Raw genomic sequence first — 15327 nt, 5'->3', positions numbered from 1 at the left:
ACGCTGCCCTCCTGGGTCTGGCGCCTACATTGTGCACTGCCCCCAACGGTCTGGACGGGAGCGCAGTAAGTTACTCGTGAGTAATATGTTCTCGACGGCCCAGGTCCGTCGCGAAGGAGTGCGGGCATGAAGGGCCGTCGAGCAGTCTCTCCAACTCGCCGGCAGCGGAGACGACGTCGAGGTCGTGGCGTGTCCCCGCAGCTGAATGTCGCGCCCGGCATCTCCGGTGCCATTCAGCATCGCGCCGGAATGCAGACCTCCAAGTCCATCGTGGTGGTCAACAAGGATCCCGAGACGCCGATCTTCACGCTGGCCGATCTCGGTGTGGTGGGTGATCTGCAGGTCGTCCTGCCCGCGGTGACCGAACAGTTCCGAGCACGCAAAGGACAGCAGACACAGTGACCACACGTACCTATCTCGATCACGCCGCCACCACGCCCGTGTTGCCAGCGGCAATCGAGGCTGTTGCCGCCCAGCTGGCACTGGTGGGGAACCCGTCATCGCTGCACGCCTCCGGGCGAGCCACCCGCCGGGTCGTCGAGGAGTCCCGCGAGCTGATCGCCGAGTTGCTCGGCGCCCGACCGAGCGAGGTGATCTTCACCTCCGGCGGCACCGAGGCAGACAACCTCGCAGTCAAGGGCGCGTACGCGCTGGGACGGCTGCAGGGCAGGAACCGGGTTGTGGTGAGCGCGATCGAGCATCATGCGGTGCTGGATTCGGCCCGCTGGCTGGCCTCGGCTTCGACTGAGGGCGCGGAACTGGTTGAGGTCGGAGTCACGCCATCGGGCGTGGTGGATCTGTCCGAACTGGCCGCAGCGATCGACTCTCGAACGGCGATCGCCTCGGTGATGTGGGCCAACAATGAGATCGGCGCGGCCCAGCCGGTGGCGAGGGTCGCTGAACTGGCTCACCGGGTGGGGGCGCTGGCGCACAGCGATGCCGTGCAGGCGGTGGGCCATCTTCCGGTCGATTTCGCCGAGAGCGGTCTGGACCTGATGACGGTCACCGGGCACAAGCTGGGCGGCCCGGTCGGAGTGGGTGCTTTGCTTGCTCGTCGTGAGGTCGGACTGGCGCCGCAGTTGCACGGTGGCGGTCAGGAGCGCGATGTCCGTTCCGGGACGCTGGACGCCGCCGGTGTCGCCGGGTTTGCGGCCGCTCTGCAGGTGGCTGTGGCGCATCGTGACGCTGAGCGGGCGCGATTGGAGAGTCTGCGGGCCGGCTTGATCGACGCTGTGCTGGCGGCCGCGCCGGATGCCGTTGTGCACGGGCCGGCTGAGTCGGAGAAGCGGCTGCCCGGGCTGCTGAACGTCGAACTGCCGGGCTGCACCTCCGACGCCTTGCTCCTGCTGCTGGATGCGGCCGGCATCGACTGCTCGGCCGGCTCAGCCTGTAGTGCCGGAGTGTCGCAAGCGTCCTATGTCCTGCTGGCAATCGGGCGTACCGAAGCCCAAGCCCGTTCGGCCCTGCGCTTCTCTCTCGGTCACACCTCGACGGTGGCCGACATTGGTGCCGTGGCCCGTGCCCTCCCCGAAGTTCTCGCCCGCGCTCGCGCCTTCTCCGCCGCCACCCGCTGACCTCGGTCGTATCTTGTGGCGGGTCGCCAACCCTCGCGAGAAGTAGGTAACGGTCCTAGTCAGACCGGATTTGTAACCAGAAACTACTTCTCGACGAGGGATTGAGCCAGTTGCCGGCATACCGTGCGGTGAGGATCCGATCAGTCACTGGTCGTGGCCGAAAGCGCATCGAAGTGGGGCGCGACCAACTGGACCACTCTCTCCTGAGTCTCCTGGTCGGCACCCACGCCATAGGCGGCCCGCACCGCAGCAGCACCTGCCGCAGCCGCCGCCAGGGCAACGTCGATATCGCTCCCCAGCTCAGTCACGCACTCCATCGTCGTCGATGCATCCCGAAGAGCGCGTGTCTGGCACGCCGAACCGCGGCGGTTCTGGGGAATCGAACACCGTCGCGGGCCACTTATGGATGATGAAATCCCCGACGTCGGGGATTTCATCATCCATGAGTGAGGGTGTCGACCTGGGTGGCCGTGGAAGACTGGGCGGCTGGCAGGACGGGCCTAGGCCAGAGCAGAAGGGAGGTGGAGTCCATGCGGGTGTTGGCGGCGATGTCCGGCGGGGTCGACTCCGCCGTGGCCGCGGCGCGGGCGGTCGATGCGGGACACGAGGTCACCGGAGTCCACCTGGCGCTGAGTAAGAACCCGCAGTCGTATCGGACCGGCGCTCGAGGCTGCTGCTCCAAGGAGGACGCGCACGATGCGCGGCGGGCAGCTGACGTGCTGGGCATCCCGTTCTATGTCTGGGACCTGAGTGACGAGTTCGCGGCTGATGTGGTCGATGACTTCGTAGCCGAGTACGCCGCCGGGCGTACGCCGAACCCCTGCCTGCGCTGCAACGAGAAGATCAAGTTCGCCGCCGTGCTGCAACGGGGCATGGCGCTCGGCTTCGACAAGGTCTGCACCGGTCACTACGCCCGTCTCGTCGAGGGGCCTGAGGGGATCGAGATGCACCGCGCGGTGGACACCGGGAAGGACCAGTCGTACGTGCTCGGCGTGCTCACCCAGGATCAGCTGCAGCACTCGCTGTTTCCGCTGGGCGATTCGCTGAAGTCGGCGGTCCGAGCCGAGGCTGACCGGCGCGGGCTCGCAGTCGCCGACAAGCCGGACAGCCACGACATCTGCTTCATCGCCGACGGCGACACTGCCGGGTTCCTGGATCGCAGGCTCGGCACCCGGCCAGGCGTCATCGCCGACGAGACCGGCGTGACCATCGGCCGGCACGACGGGACCCACCACTACACGGTCGGGCAGCGGAAGGGTCTCAAGATCGGCCGACCGGCAGCCGACGGCAAGCCGCGCTATGTCCTCGATATCTCGCCGGTCACCAACACGATCACCGTCGGGCCCAGGGATTCTCTGCTGGTACGAGAGATCGCGGGCATCCGGCCGACCTGGACGGACCGGCCGATCAGCGCATCGTGGCGGGGTCAGGTGCAGGTACGCGCCCATGGTGAGGCGGTCCCAGCCGTGATCAGCTACGAGGACGAGCGGGTTGTCGCTCGGCTGGATGAGCCGGTCGCCGGTGTCGCCGCGGGCCAGGCGCTGGTGGCGTATCGCGGGTCTCGGGTGATCGGCAGCGCGACCATCGCCGGGACGGCGTCATGATCAGCACAGTCGCGACCAGCCGATGATCGCCATCGAAGGGGTGGTCTCGAGCGGCATCGGCTCCTGGCCCGGCACGGACCTGGCGGACGCACTCAAGATCACGTTCGCCGAATGTCCGGATCTTCCGTATCTGCCGGAGCTTCCGGCCCGCGGGCCGCATGCCGCGCTGATCGGGCGGGGCACGGCCGTGTTGACCGGGCTCGGTGTGGAGCTCACCTCGGTCGGATGGCGACTTACCGACACCTCCGCGCGTGATCATCGTCGCGCGATCGCTACCCTGCGGTCCGATCTGGATCAGCTGGAGGAGATCGCCCAGGGATACGAGGGGCCGCTCAAGATCGCGGTCGCCGGACCGTGGACACTGGCGGCGAGCTTGGAGCATCCGCGGGGCGACAAGGTGTTGGCGGACTCCGGCGCACGGCGCGATATCGCACAGTCGCTCGAGCAGGGCCTGGCCGATCTGGCAGGCGAGCTGGCCCGGCGGCTGCCGGCGGTCGCGCTGATCGTCCAGCTCGACGAGCCGTTGCTTCCAGCTGTGCTGGCCGGTGGGATTGCCACCGCCAGCGGGCTGAGCAGGCATCGGGCGATCGATGTCCCCGAGGTCAGCACCGCGTACACGAGGTTGGTCGAGCGTCTCGGCAAGACCCCGGTGATCGTGCACTCGTGTGCACCCGAGCTACCGATCGGACTGCTCGCCAAGGCAGGAGCGGCGGGAGTTGCCGTCGATCTCGGTCTGCTCGGCACCCGCGACTGGGATGCGCTCGGTGCTGCGATGGAACAGGGCCTCTGGCTGTTCGCCGGGGCGCTGCCCACGGCCGATCCGGCGGCGGTTCAGCCCAACCCGGACCAGGTCGCCGCCGCCACTCTCGGGCCGATTCGCCGCCTGGGCCTGGCCCCCGAGATCTCTGCGCACACGGTGATCACGCCAGCCTGCGGACTCGCTGGGTTCAGCCGAGCCGGCGGCCTGCGCGCCCTGCGTACCGTGCGCTCGGCAGCTTCGATCGTCGCCGAAGGCATCTACGACTGACTGCCGAGCCGCGTGAGCCCTATCCGAAGTGGGTACGGATCGACCGATGAGTGCGCAAGAGTGGGTGCCGCAGGACGCCGACCTCAAGACGCTACGCAAAGTCGCTGCTCGGCAATGGCTTTCGGCTCACCAGGGATCGCGGGCGGCTGGTCGAGGCTGAGATCGACGGCCAACCGCGCACGCTGTTGGCGACCGCGCACCCTTCTGCCGTCCTGCGGACGACCGACGGTGCTGAGCGTGAAGAGGCGTACGCAGCGCTGGTCGCTGACCTGCGGACGGCCGCCGCGGCGCTGGATCAGGAGGAGGGATGGGTCAGGACGGGTAGCCGTTGGGGTTCTGCGACTGCCAGCGCCAAGTGTCGGCGCACATCTCCTCGATGGTTTTGGTGGTCGACCAGTCAAGCTCCGCGTTCGCCTTCGACGGGTCGGCGTACGAGGTCGCCACATCACCCGCGCGGCGCTCCACCACCTCGTACGGCAGCTGATGGCCCACGGCCTTCTCGAACGCGTGCAGCAACTCGAGCACACTGGTCGGGCGCCCGGAGCCGAGGTTCCAGATGTTGACCGGCTCGGACGTACGCCTTAGTGCCTCCAACGCGGCGACGTGGCCGGCAGCGAGATCCTCGACGTGGATGTAGTCACGTTGACCGGTGCCGTCGGGGGTGTCGTAGTCGTCGCCGAAGACGCTCAGCCTCTCGCGCTTGCCGACCGCGACCTGGGCGATGAACGGCATCAGGTTGTTGGGGATACCCTGCGGGTCCTCGCCGATCGTGCCCGACGGGTGCGCACCCACGGGGTTGAAATAGCGCAGCAGCGCGAACCGCAGCGACGGATCGGCGCGGGCGATGTCGCTCAGGATCTGTTCCTGCATCACCTTGGTCCACCCGTACGGGTTGGTCGCGAAGGTGGGTCGGTCTTCTGTGGCGCCGGCCTGGTCGGTGCCGTACACGGTCGCCGAGGACGAGAACACCAGCAGCCGTACCTGGTGCCGCTGCATCGCGCGGACCAGGGAGAACGTCGAGCCGAGGTTGTTGCTGTAGTAGTCGAGCGGCCGCTCGACGCTCTCGCCGACAGCCTTGAGTCCGGCGAAGTGGATGACCGCGTCGATCTCCTCGGTCGAGAAGAGATGCTCGGTTTTGTCGACATCGGTCAGGTCGAACGCGTGCACCGGGATATGCCGGCCCGACAGCGCCTCGAGCCGCGCGATGACGGTTGGTTTGCTGTTGGAGAAGTTGTCGACCACGATCACGTCGTGGCCCGCCTTGATGAGGGTCAGGACGGTGTGGGAGCCGATATAGCCGGCTCCGCCAGAGACGAGTACGCGCACGGTGCTCGAGCCTACCGACTATGGCCCATCAGCGCGCGCCCGGTCAGCTGGCCGTAGGTTGGTGTCCATGTTGGTCGCCTTCTCCGTCGCTCCCACCGGCGGCGACGCCAGTGTGGGCGATGCCGTCGCCAAAGCCGTCCGCGTGGTCCGTGAATCGGGACTCCCCAACGAGACGACGTCCATGTTCACCACCATCGAAGGCGAATGGGACGAGGTGATGGATGTCGTCAAACGCGCAACCGAGGCGATCGCCGCGGATGCCGCACGCGTATCACTCGTGCTGAAGGCCGATATCCGCCCCGGGCACACCGACATGCTGCACGCGAAGGTCCGGCGGGTCGAGGACGCTCTCGCGAGCGACCCTGACCGGACCGAATAGCGGCCTGCGAGCGGTCGGCGAGCGACCGGTCTCGGCTGTCATCCCGCGATCGTGATCGTCGCAGTGCGGCAATGGCAGCGGCGATCGCGGTCAGAGCGAGGACCGCGGAGAGGCCGAAGACAGCTGAGTAGCTCACCGCCGCGAGTGCGCCGCCGGCCAAGCCGGCCACTCCGATCGACAGATCGAAGAACGAGCTGACCGCACCGAGGGTCGCGCCACGTTCGGATTCGGGCGCGGTGGCAACGGCGATGATGGCCAGGGATGGGTAGAGGAGGGTGAACCCACCCCCGGCGATGACGGCCCCTGCCGCGGCCAGACCCCAGTTCGGCGCCAGCGCGATCAGCGTCAGACCGGTCGCTTCGAGTGTGGCTGCGGCCAGGATGAGCGGAACCGGACCGAACCGGTCGGAAAGCCCACCGGCGAGCAAGCGAACCAACACGTACGCGGCGCTGAACAGACTCAGCAGGATGGAGCCACCGTCGATCCCTCGGCTGGCCATCGCCAACGCGCCGAAGCTGGTGACGGCCGCGTACCCGAAGCCGCCGGCGGCCAGTGCGAGTCCAGGCAAGATCGCGGCGGGCGGCAGCAACCGGGCCGATACGGGGCTGTCGCTGCGCTCGCCTTTCGGGAGTGCCGCCAACACGATGGACGCCGAGATTGACAAAGCGGCGGCTGTTGCCCAGACCAGCGAATACGAGCCCAGCCGATAGGCGAGTTCGCCCAGGATCGGACCGGCCGCGAGCCCGCCCCACATGGACAGGCCGTAGATGCCGATGATCCGTCCGCGACGTGAAACTGGAGCGAGCGAGACCGTCCAGACTGCGCCGGCGGTCATCACGAGTGCCTCAGCGGTTCCGATGGCGATCCGTACCGACAAGAGTCCAGCTTCGCCGAACGGCAAGGCGTACGCCGCGGCGGCCAGCGCGGCCAGCAGCGAACCCAGCATCATCACGCGGCGAGGGCCGTGCCGCTGGGCGAGTCGACCTGCGACCGGTCGGAAGACCAGGGCCAGGACTGCCGCCGTCGCGAAGGCGGCACCGACAAGCGTGGCAGAGCCGCCGATCGTCTGGGTGACGAGCGTGGGGATCACCGGCACGGCCACGCCGAATGCGGTGAAGTTCGCCCAAACGGTGACAAAGATGCCGGCAAACGTCCGCTTTGGGCTCGGGGCTGCCGGTGGTATCGCGGTGACTTGGCCACTGCCTCTGTTGCTCGGGGTCATAGCTACTCTCGGTGACTAGGTGACATACCGGCATAAACTAGTTTGATGGTATTGAACGGTGATAGTATCAGGGCTCGACGGGAGAAGGCGATGGTGCGAGAGCGATGGGTGCTGTGCGGACGTCGGGGTGGCCGGCTTTAGTCGGCGGCAGTGCCTGCTTGGATTTCGCCAACACGGTTGGCCCACGGCGGCCGCCGCCTGGAGAGCAAGGGCGCGACTATGTCGCCGACTACCGGCAACTGGTCCGGTGGGCCGTTTGGGCGGGTGTGTTGACGACCGGGCAAGCGACGGCGTTGGAGACAGCGGCAGCTGACGATCCCGTCGCTGCCGACATGGTGCTGGCCGACGCCCGAGGACTGCGCGAGGCGGTCTACCGGGCGTTCTCGACGGCCGCCGACGGCGATCGCGTCCCGGCTCCGGCGCTCGATGTCATCCGGGAGGCGTACCTTCAGACGCTCCGTCAGGCATCCCTGGGCGCCGTTTCGGGTGGACTCGATTGGTGCTGGCCGGACCGTGGACCCCTCGATCAGGTGGTCTGGCCGATCGCCCGATCCGCTGTTGACCTTGCGGTTTCCGAACGACTTGCCCGGGTTCGACGTTGCCCGGGCGACGACGGTCACTGTGGCTGGTTGTTCTTGGACCTCAGCAAGAGCGGCACCCGGCGCTGGTGCAGCATGCGAAGCTGCGGCAGCAGAGTGAAAAGCCGTCGGCAAGTGGCGCGAGTGCGGGCGGCAAGAGAGGGGATCAAGTGAGCAGCCATCCAAGACTCGATCTAGCGATCGAGCAGGCACGTCTGGCGAGGCAGGCCGGCAACCACCCGTTCGGCGCCGTGCTCTCCGACCCGAGTGGCACGGTGGTGCTGAGTGCGCAGAACACCGTCATGACGGATTCCGACGCCACCGGGCATGCGGAGACGAATCTGGTCCGGTTGGCCAGCCGGACCATCGGGCCGAACCTGGCCGGCTATGCCATCTACAGCAGTACGGAGCCCTGCGCGATGTGTGCCGGGGCGATCTATTGGTCGGGCATCACCAAGGTGGTGTTCGCCCTGGCGGAGTCCGAGCTGAATGCGATGGCGGCGAACGGCCCGGAGCACCCGCCTCTGGCAATGCCATCCCGTGAGGTGTTCGCCGCGGGCCAGCGACCGATCCAGGTGCTGGGTCCGTTCGACATTCCTGGGGCGCGCGAGGTCCATGGAGACTCCTGGCGAGACTGAGCCTGTCGGTGGGCGGCAATAGAGTTCCAGTCGTGACGGACGCCCCACACCCCACCGATACCGCACAGCAGGCCGAGCCGGACAGCGCGGCTCAGCAGCGTCATGCCGAGTTGACCGAGCTGCTGGACGAGGCGCGCTGGCGTTATCACGTGCTGGATGCCCCGACGATCTCCGACGGCGAGTTCGACGCGCTGATGCGCGAGCTGAACGAGATCGAGGACGCCTATCCCTCGCTGCGGACCCCAGACTCACCGACGCAGCAGGTGGGTGGCCCGCCGGCCACGACCTTTGCGGCCGTCGAGCATCCGATGCGGCTGCTCAGCCTGGACAACGTGTTCAACCGGGAGGAACTGGACCGGTGGGCACAGCGGGCGGTCCGGGAGCTGGGCGAGGAGCAGATCTTGCGGTCGGGCTATCTGTGCGAGCTCAAGGTGGACGGCCTGGCGATCGACCTGTTGTATGAGAACGGCCGTCTGACCAGGGCGGCAACCCGCGGCGACGGACGGTTCGGCGAGGACGTCACGCCCAACGTCGCCACCATCGACTCGATCCCGCGCCGGCTGAGCGAGACCGACGAACACCCGATACCCGGCACTGTGGAGGTCCGTGGCGAGGTGTTCTTCGCGGTGGAGGACTTCGCCAGACTCAACGAGTCGCTGGTCGCCGACGGCAAGGCGCCGTTCGCCAACCCGCGCAACGCCGCGGCCGGCTCACTTCGCCAGAAGGACGCGAAGATCACTGCGTCTCGCCATCTCGGCTTCATCTGCCACGGTCTCGGCATCGTCGAGGGAGTTCGGCTGGACCGTTTGTCGACGGCGTACGAGGCATTGGAAGCCTGGGGTCTGCCGGTCAGCCCGCAGCGCAAGCTGTGCCCCGACCTGGATGCGGTGTGGGAGTTCATCGGCTACTACGGCGAGCATCGCCACTCCGTGGTGCACGAGATCGACGGCGTGGTGATCAAGCTCGACGAGCGCTCGGTCCAAGACCAGCTCGGCTCGACCTCGCGGGCACCGCGCTGGGCGATCGCGTACAAGTACCCGCCGGAGGAGGTCACCACCAAACTGCTCGACATCCGGGTCAATGTCGGCCGCACCGGGCGAGTGACTCCGTACGGGGTGATGGAGCCGGTGTTCGTGTCCGGTTCGACGGTGGGGATGGCGACCCTGCACAACGCGAGCGAGGTGAAGCGCAAGGGCGTGCTGATCGGTGACACGGTGGTGCTGCGCAAGGCAGGCGACGTGATCCCAGAGATCGTCGGTCCGGTGATGGAGCTGCGCGACGAGGACGTCGTACGCGAGTTCGTGATGCCGACGCACTGCCCGGAGTGCGGCTCCGAGCTACGACCCGAGAAGGAGGGCGACGCTGACCTGCGCTGTCCGAACACCCGATCCTGCCCCGCGCAGTTGCGCGAGCGACTGTTCCACCTGGCCAGCCGGCAGGCGCTGGATATCGAGGTGCTGGGATACCAGGCGGCGATGGCTTTGCTGGAAGCCGGGCTGATGGCGGACGAGGGTGATCTCTTCGACCTGACCGAGGAGAAGCTGCTCACCACGGACCTGTTCCGCACCAAAGCCGGTGCGCTGAGTGCGAATGGCGCGAAACTGCTGGCCAATCTGGAGGAGGCGAAGCATCGACCGTTGGACAAGTTCCTGGTCGCGCTGTCCATTCGTCACATCGGCAAGGGCGTCGCCCCCGATGTGGCCCGGGCGTTCGGTTCGATCGAGGCATTGGCAGGCGCGACCGAGGAGCAGTTGGCCGAGGTCGAGGGCATCGGCCCGACTCTGGTCACCGCGATCAAGGATTGGTTTGCCGTCGACTGGCACCGCGAGATCGTACGGAAGTGGCAGGCGGCGGGAGCCGTGATGCGAGATGAGCAGCCCGAGCAGACCGATCAGTCGCTGGCGGGCTTGTCGATCGTGGTCACTGGGTCCCTGGAGGGTTTCACTCGCGACTCGGCCGGCGAGGCGATCACCTCGCGTGGTGGCAAGGTCGCTGGGTCTGTGTCCAAAAAGACCTCGTTCGTGGTGGTAGGGGAGTCACCCGGCTCGAAGTACGACAAGGCGGTAGCCCTCAAGGTCCCGATTCTGCGGGGTGCCGAGGCATTCGGCGTCTTGCTGACCGACGGGCCGGACGCGGCGGCTGACATCGCTGTAACGGGCGAATCGTCATGAACCTATTCCCAATTGCCCACCACATTGGTATGCACTTGGTATGAGTGTCCAGATCACCGTCCGTCTTCCCGAGGATGCCGTCAGCTTCCTCGATCAGGAAGTCGAGCGATCCGGGCAGGGCCGTGAGGCCGTCCTCAGCAAGCTCCTGCGCCGCGCGGCTCGGCGGCAGCGCGCCGAGCGGGACGCCGCCATCTACGCGACTCAGGGGGAGGATCCTGACCTGGCATCGTTTGCTGCATGGGCCAGGCAGAACGCTGCGAGAGTGTGGGCGGACCTGGACTGATGCGGCCAATCACACACGGCCGAGTCTCCCGTGCCTGACTGCCGACTACCCTGGTCGGGTGCCGAAGGTCTTCTCCAACTTGAACCTGAACGCGGGTACGCCACCGCGGGTGCAGCCCAACCTGGGCGAGTGGGGTCCGGAGATGGTGCCGACCACCAAGTCCAAGCGGCGGATGCGGATCTGGGTCAGCCTGGCACTGTTCGGCGCTCTATTGGCCTGCTTTCTGCTCGGCTGGTACGTCTACTACCTGATGACCGGCAACATCGGCTTCGGGCTCGGCGATCAGAGCTAGCTTCGGCATTCTCGCTCGGCGAGAAGGAGTTTTGGTACCCGATTCCGGCCGAAACGGGTGCCAAAGCTCCTTCTCGTCACCCGATCTGCGTTCAGGTGCTTGCTCCCGAGTAGCGCCGCAGGGCGATCGACCAGTGCAGCGCAGTCAATCCGCCCGCGCCGAGCAGCCCAAGGGCCGCGACCGCGAGCAGGCCCACCGAGCCGTCTCCCAGCAAGGCCTCGACAGGCACGGCTCCCAGCAGCCCGGCAGGGATCGCGGTGGCCAGCACGACCCGCGCCGGCTGGGGGAAGTACGACCGCGGGTACCGGCCCGCGGTTCGCAGCGACAGCACGACGAAGGGGACCGGTTCAGAGCCATCCATCCAGAACGCCGAGTACGACAGGTTCAGCCACAGAAGAGCGAACGCGACCACCCCGACAAGGGCCCAACCGACGGCCAGGGCGACGGACGCGGTGTCCGGCTGGACGTCGGCGAGCCGCAGGCCAATCACCAGGAGCCCGGCACTGGGCACCATAGCGGCGAGTTCGGATGGCGCAACCCAGCGCACCGCGGCGAGGAAACCGGTCCTGACCGGCCGCATCAGCAGCAGGTCCAGCTCGCCCTCGCGAATGTAGCGGTCCATGCGGGCGCAGTTGGGGCCGACGAAGCAGTCCAAGACAGCGGCCGAGATCCCGTACGCACCGCTGACAGCCAGGGCCAAGGGCGCGGACCAACCGCTCGCCGTCCCGGCGACCGAGGCGAGGATCAACACCGGCACCAGCGCCAGGCCCAGCTCGACGATGCTGGTGAGAAGGGTCGTGGCCGCCTGCGACCGGAACTGCAGATCTCGGCGGATCGCCTGGACCGTCACCTGCCACCACACGAGCAGATGTCGTCGTAGGGTCCTCATGCTCCTGCCGCCTGATAGCCGCGGAGCCCGATCCGCCAGACCACGGCGGCCGTCGCGCTGAGCGCCGCGGCCCAGCCGGTCGCGAGCGCAAAGCCCGATCCGGGAATCGTCGGCAGGAGGAGGACCTCCAGCGGGAACGACACGACGTACCGGAACGGCTGGACCGCGAGCGCCGGCTGAAGCACGGCAGGCATGAGGGCGAGCGGCAGGACCGCCCCGGACAGCACGCCGGCGACCAGACTCTTCGCTCGGAGCACCCCCGACACCTCGTCGACCCAGAAGGCCAAGCTGCCGATCAGGACGTCGAGGGCGAACATGATCACCGAGCCCAGCACGATCGCCACCCCGAAGCCGAGCCAACGCAGTGGGTCGGTGGGCAGGCTGATCTGGCGATGCATGAGCAGCGCGAGGACGGCGACCATCGGCACCATCAAGACGAGCTTGGCGATCTTCTCCGCCACGTTGTTGGCGATCCCGTTCAGGTGGGTGGAGCACGGACGGACCAGCCACGAGGCAAGATCGCCGAGCCGGATGCTATCGGCCAGGAATCCGGCCGACCAGCTGCTGGTCAGCATGCTGACCAGTGCGACCAGGACGAAGTAGGTCACCAGGTAGTCCTGTTCGACCGACAGCTCCGCGCCGAGTGCCGCAGCGCCCTGCCAGACCAGCAACGAGATCACCGGCACCGGGAGATTGCCCAACAGCAGCCAGAACAACCACGCACGGTAGGTCAAGGTGATCTGGATGTCGCGCGACACCAGAGCCCCGAAGGTGCGCGCCGTCCGGGCGATCATGCCGAGCGGCTTTCGCCGGGCGACCGCTGCTCGGGGAAACCGTCGAACACGCTGACCATCACCTCGTCGAGGTCGGCGTCGGTCACTTCCAGGTCGACCACCGGACCCCACCCGGACACCGCGGTGAGAACCTCAGCCAGCCACTCCCGGTCGATGTCGAGCTGCAGCACATCCGGGGCAGGCCGGCCAACCACCGTTACGCCAGGTGGCAGCGGATCGGGTAGTTGCGGCTCCGCCGTGAACGTCACCATCATCTGCTTGGCGGGCCGCACCGAGCGGGCCAGCCCGGTCAGATCACCGTCGTAGCGCTTGGTTCCGTGGTCGATCAGCACCACTCTCGGGCACAGGGCCGCGACATCGTCCATGTCATGGCTGGTCAGCACGATGCTGGTGCCGAGTTCGACATTGACCCGGGCCAGGAAGTCGCGGATGACGCGCTTGCCCAAGACATCCAGCCCGATGGTCGGCTCGTCGGCGAAGAGCAGCCGAGGTGAATGCAACAGCGCCAGGGCCAGCTCGCAGCGCATCCGCTGCCCGAGTGAGAGCCGGCGGACAGGAATGCTCAGCAGGTCGCCGAGCTCGAGCAGTTCGCTGAGCTGCCCGACCGCGAGGTCGAACTCACTGCGGCTCAGGTCGTACATCCGCCGGTGCAGCAGCAGCGAGTCGTAGGCCGGGAGGTCCCACCACAGCATGCTCTTCTGGCCGAAGATCACCGAGATCTGGCGCAGGAAGGTGAACGAGCGGCGCGACGGGCGCTCACCGAGCACGCTGAGTTCCCCGGCGGTCGGCTGGATCAAACCGCAGAGCATCTTGATCGTGGTCGTCTTGCCGGCGCCGTTGCGACCGAGCAGACCGCAGACCTCACCCGGCGCCAGGTCCAGATCCAGCCCTTCGACCGCGACCCGCGTGCGGTGACGGCGGCGGAGAAGGGCCCGCACCGTTCCGGCGAGGCCGGGTTGCTGCTCGTGGTACCGGAAATGCTTGGTCAGATCACGGCAACGTACGACGACGTCGCCTGGGTGGGAACGGGTGGAGAGAGCAGACATCATGATCACCTCGAGGGGCTCGTTGGAGTCGGGCGGGACGTGATCGCCGGCCCAGCGTGGACCCACACCACGTACGCCGCCGCTCCCGAACACTTCGGGGCGGGCGGAACCGGACCGGACGGTCCGGGTATCGAGGAGGGAGGCGGGACCTAGCGGTTCCCGCTACCTCGCTTGATCACCTGGCTCATGATGCCGCCGACACTACCGCAGCCCGTTTCGACGGGCTCATCTGAAGCTCACGGCCAGAACGGGAGCAGGTTCACCCCGTACGCCACCAGCAGGAACCGGGTGATCCGGCCCACCAGCACCACTGGCGCGAAATAGAGCAGCTTCATGCGGGTCGCGCCGGCCAACAGCGCGACGGCGTACAACGGTGGGATGCCGGCCACGGCGGCGACGAAGGTGATCGGCAGACCCCAGCGTTTCGTGCCGACCAGGCGGAGCAGGAACTGGATGGCCTCGTGCAACGCCTGGCGCACTCGACCACGTGGCTGGGCTCGGACCTTCTCTCGATGCTCCTGGACGAAGCGGAACTGGCGGCCTCGCCGGACGCCGTAGAAGAGCAGGCACTTGCCGATGGTCTGGCCGATGCCGACGCCCACGGCGATCGGCACCACGCCGACCTCCAGCGTGACCTGGGAGGCGAGCACGTAGAGCTCGGCGTTCACCACCGGCACAATCGCCGAGACGACGCCGAACGCGACCGAGGTCAGCCACGCCAGCAGCACACCCCAGGTCATCGGGGCAGGCTACCGACCGATCGGGGCTACCGATCAATCAGTGGCGGGTCTCCTTGGCGGTGACCTTGACCAGGGCGATCAGGTCGCGGCCCCAATCGGTCGCCCGCTCGAGTTCACCGGGGACCAGCGGTCCGTCCGTGTCGGCGACGAAGAAGCTCTCGGCCGGCGCAGCCTCGTCGTAGCCATGCCGACGCGCGGCGCGGGCAGCTGCCCGCGCGGCCGACCCAGGCATCCGACGCCTGCCCAAGGAGCGGGTGTCGAAGGTAGCCAGGCTGGGACCGCCATGGCGGGCAGGGAGCCGGTCGATCCACTCCCGAAGCCCGAACTCTCGGGCGCCGTGTTCCGCGCCGAGCTCGATGGCATCGGCCCGAGTCTCTTCGCGAGTCATCCCGAAGGCGTGTGTCGGACCGCCCGCGACGACCAGGGTCACGTCCGGACCCGGCTCTACCGGGGCCTCGCTCACCTCGACGACCTCGACCTCCAGCGACGCGGAAAGGCCTTCGCCAATGGCATGCGCGACCTTCTCGGTATTGCCGAACATCGACTCGTACACCACCAGCGCCTTCTTGCCCGACGCCTTCTTGGTGGCAGCCGACTTCTTACCGGCCGACGCCTTCTTGCTGACTGACTTGGCCATCACACTCGCCTCCTTGGCCATCGCACTCGATCTCATGGCCAGGATCGCCGAAAACCAAGACTCACTCCAAGGGTCAATGGGGAACCTCGGTGGGTCGAAGGTCCCCTGGGAAGTGACGACTTGGTGA

The 15327-nt window shown here is 67.4% G+C and carries 17 protein-coding genes and 1 pseudogene; 10 read left to right on the top strand and 8 right to left on the bottom strand.

The features are described from left to right. The first annotated feature begins 189 nt into the window (after positions 1-189). Both MLP_RS14340 and MLP_RS14335 read left to right on the top strand, forming a co-directional pair. On the top strand, positions 190-402 hold the full coding sequence (locus MLP_RS14340) for an FAD-binding protein (protein ID WP_041790075.1): 213 nt from the start codon (positions 190-192) through the stop codon (positions 400-402). After that, positions 399-1574: a cysteine desulfurase family protein gene (locus MLP_RS14335; RefSeq protein WP_013863850.1), complete on the top strand. Its 1176-nt coding sequence runs from the start codon at positions 399-401 to the stop codon at positions 1572-1574. Before MLP_RS14340 ends, MLP_RS14335 begins: the two co-directional genes overlap by 4 nt. 140 nt (positions 1575-1714) lie before the next feature. Here MLP_RS14335 and MLP_RS28015 read toward each other — a convergent pair whose 3' ends face one another. Then, positions 1715-1882 carry a hypothetical protein gene (locus MLP_RS28015; protein ID WP_156821160.1) on the bottom strand — a complete coding sequence of 56 codons (168 nt, stop codon included), beginning with the start codon at positions 1880-1882 and terminating at the stop codon, positions 1715-1717. 222 nt (positions 1883-2104) lie between these two features. Between MLP_RS28015 and mnmA the strand changes: the two genes are divergently transcribed. Continuing rightward, positions 2105-3178, top strand: coding sequence for a tRNA 2-thiouridine(34) synthase MnmA (gene mnmA / locus MLP_RS14330; RefSeq protein ID WP_013863849.1), 1074 nt, complete (start codon positions 2105-2107; stop codon positions 3176-3178). Positions 3179-3200: 22 nt separating this feature from the next. Beyond that, the gene (locus MLP_RS14325; protein WP_013863848.1) at positions 3201-4205 is read left to right on the top strand and encodes a uroporphyrinogen decarboxylase/cobalamine-independent methonine synthase family protein; all 1005 of its coding nucleotides are present in this window, start codon (positions 3201-3203) and stop codon (positions 4203-4205) included. A gap of 312 nt (positions 4206-4517) precedes the next feature. On the opposite strand, the gene galE is transcribed toward MLP_RS14325, so the two are convergent. After that, positions 4518-5531 (bottom strand): UDP-glucose 4-epimerase GalE, encoded by a 1014-nt coding sequence (gene galE / locus MLP_RS14320; RefSeq protein WP_013863847.1) that lies wholly within the window; start codon positions 5529-5531, stop codon positions 4518-4520. A gap of 67 nt (positions 5532-5598) precedes the next feature. Between galE and MLP_RS28985 the strand changes: the two genes are divergently transcribed. After that, positions 5599-5910, top strand: a complete 312-nt coding sequence (locus MLP_RS28985) for an MTH1187 family thiamine-binding protein (RefSeq protein ID WP_083843830.1) — start codon at positions 5599-5601, stop codon at positions 5908-5910. A gap of 52 nt (positions 5911-5962) precedes the next feature. Here the strand turns inward: MLP_RS28985 and MLP_RS14315 are convergent. After that, a pseudogene (locus MLP_RS14315) lies at positions 5963-7132 on the bottom strand (MFS transporter); the annotation flags it as partial. A gap of 104 nt (positions 7133-7236) precedes the next feature. Here MLP_RS14315 and MLP_RS14310 point away from each other — a divergent pair. Genes MLP_RS14310 through MLP_RS14290 form a run of 5 tightly spaced genes read left to right on the top strand, consistent with a single transcriptional unit; the run spans position 7237 to position 11094 of the window. After that, complete coding sequence (locus MLP_RS14310; RefSeq protein ID WP_013863844.1) at positions 7237-7884, top strand: CGNR zinc finger domain-containing protein; 648 nt, start codon at positions 7237-7239, stop codon at positions 7882-7884. Beyond that, a complete protein-coding gene (locus MLP_RS14305; protein WP_013863843.1) occupies positions 7881-8348 on the top strand; it encodes a nucleoside deaminase in 468 nt (155 codons plus the stop codon). Before MLP_RS14310 ends, MLP_RS14305 begins: the two co-directional genes overlap by 4 nt. 32 nt (positions 8349-8380) lie before the next feature. Beyond that, entirely contained in the window at positions 8381-10519 is a 2139-nt protein-coding gene (gene ligA, locus MLP_RS14300) for an NAD-dependent DNA ligase LigA (RefSeq protein ID WP_049804553.1), read from the top strand. A 40-nt stretch (positions 10520-10559) separates the two neighbouring features. Further along, complete coding sequence (locus tag MLP_RS14295) at positions 10560-10802, top strand: hypothetical protein (protein ID WP_013863841.1); 243 nt, start codon at positions 10560-10562, stop codon at positions 10800-10802. Positions 10803-10860: 58 nt separating this feature from the next. After that, a complete protein-coding gene (locus MLP_RS14290; protein ID WP_013863840.1) occupies positions 10861-11094 on the top strand; it encodes a hypothetical protein in 234 nt (77 codons plus the stop codon). Between the two features lie 91 nt (positions 11095-11185). On the opposite strand, the gene MLP_RS14285 is transcribed toward MLP_RS14290, so the two are convergent. From MLP_RS14285 to MLP_RS14265, 5 genes are all read right to left on the bottom strand, one after another. Continuing rightward, a complete protein-coding gene (locus MLP_RS14285) occupies positions 11186-11983 on the bottom strand; it encodes an ABC transporter permease (RefSeq protein ID WP_083843829.1) in 798 nt (265 codons plus the stop codon). Next, positions 11980-12777, bottom strand: coding sequence for an ABC transporter permease (locus tag MLP_RS14280; protein WP_013863838.1), 798 nt, complete (start codon positions 12775-12777; stop codon positions 11980-11982). The genes MLP_RS14285 and MLP_RS14280 overlap by 4 nt, the downstream gene beginning before the upstream one ends. Beyond that, a complete protein-coding gene (locus MLP_RS14275; protein ID WP_049804758.1) occupies positions 12774-13823 on the bottom strand; it encodes an ABC transporter ATP-binding protein in 1050 nt (349 codons plus the stop codon). Before MLP_RS14275 ends, MLP_RS14280 begins: the two co-directional genes overlap by 4 nt. Before the next feature lie 236 nt (positions 13824-14059). Beyond that, positions 14060-14563 (bottom strand): YqaA family protein, encoded by a 504-nt coding sequence (locus MLP_RS14270; RefSeq protein ID WP_013863835.1) that lies wholly within the window; start codon positions 14561-14563, stop codon positions 14060-14062. 37 nt (positions 14564-14600) lie between these two features. Further along, positions 14601-15200 (bottom strand): flavodoxin domain-containing protein, encoded by a 600-nt coding sequence (locus tag MLP_RS14265; protein ID WP_083844025.1) that lies wholly within the window; start codon positions 15198-15200, stop codon positions 14601-14603. Between the last annotated feature and the right edge of the window lie 127 nt (positions 15201-15327).

Origin of the sequence: Microlunatus phosphovorus NM-1 (genome assembly GCF_000270245.1) — a bacterium.
Taxonomy (GTDB): domain Bacteria; phylum Actinomycetota; class Actinomycetes; order Propionibacteriales; family Propionibacteriaceae; genus Microlunatus; species Microlunatus phosphovorus.
This window is presented reverse-complemented; position numbering and strand designations above follow the sequence as displayed.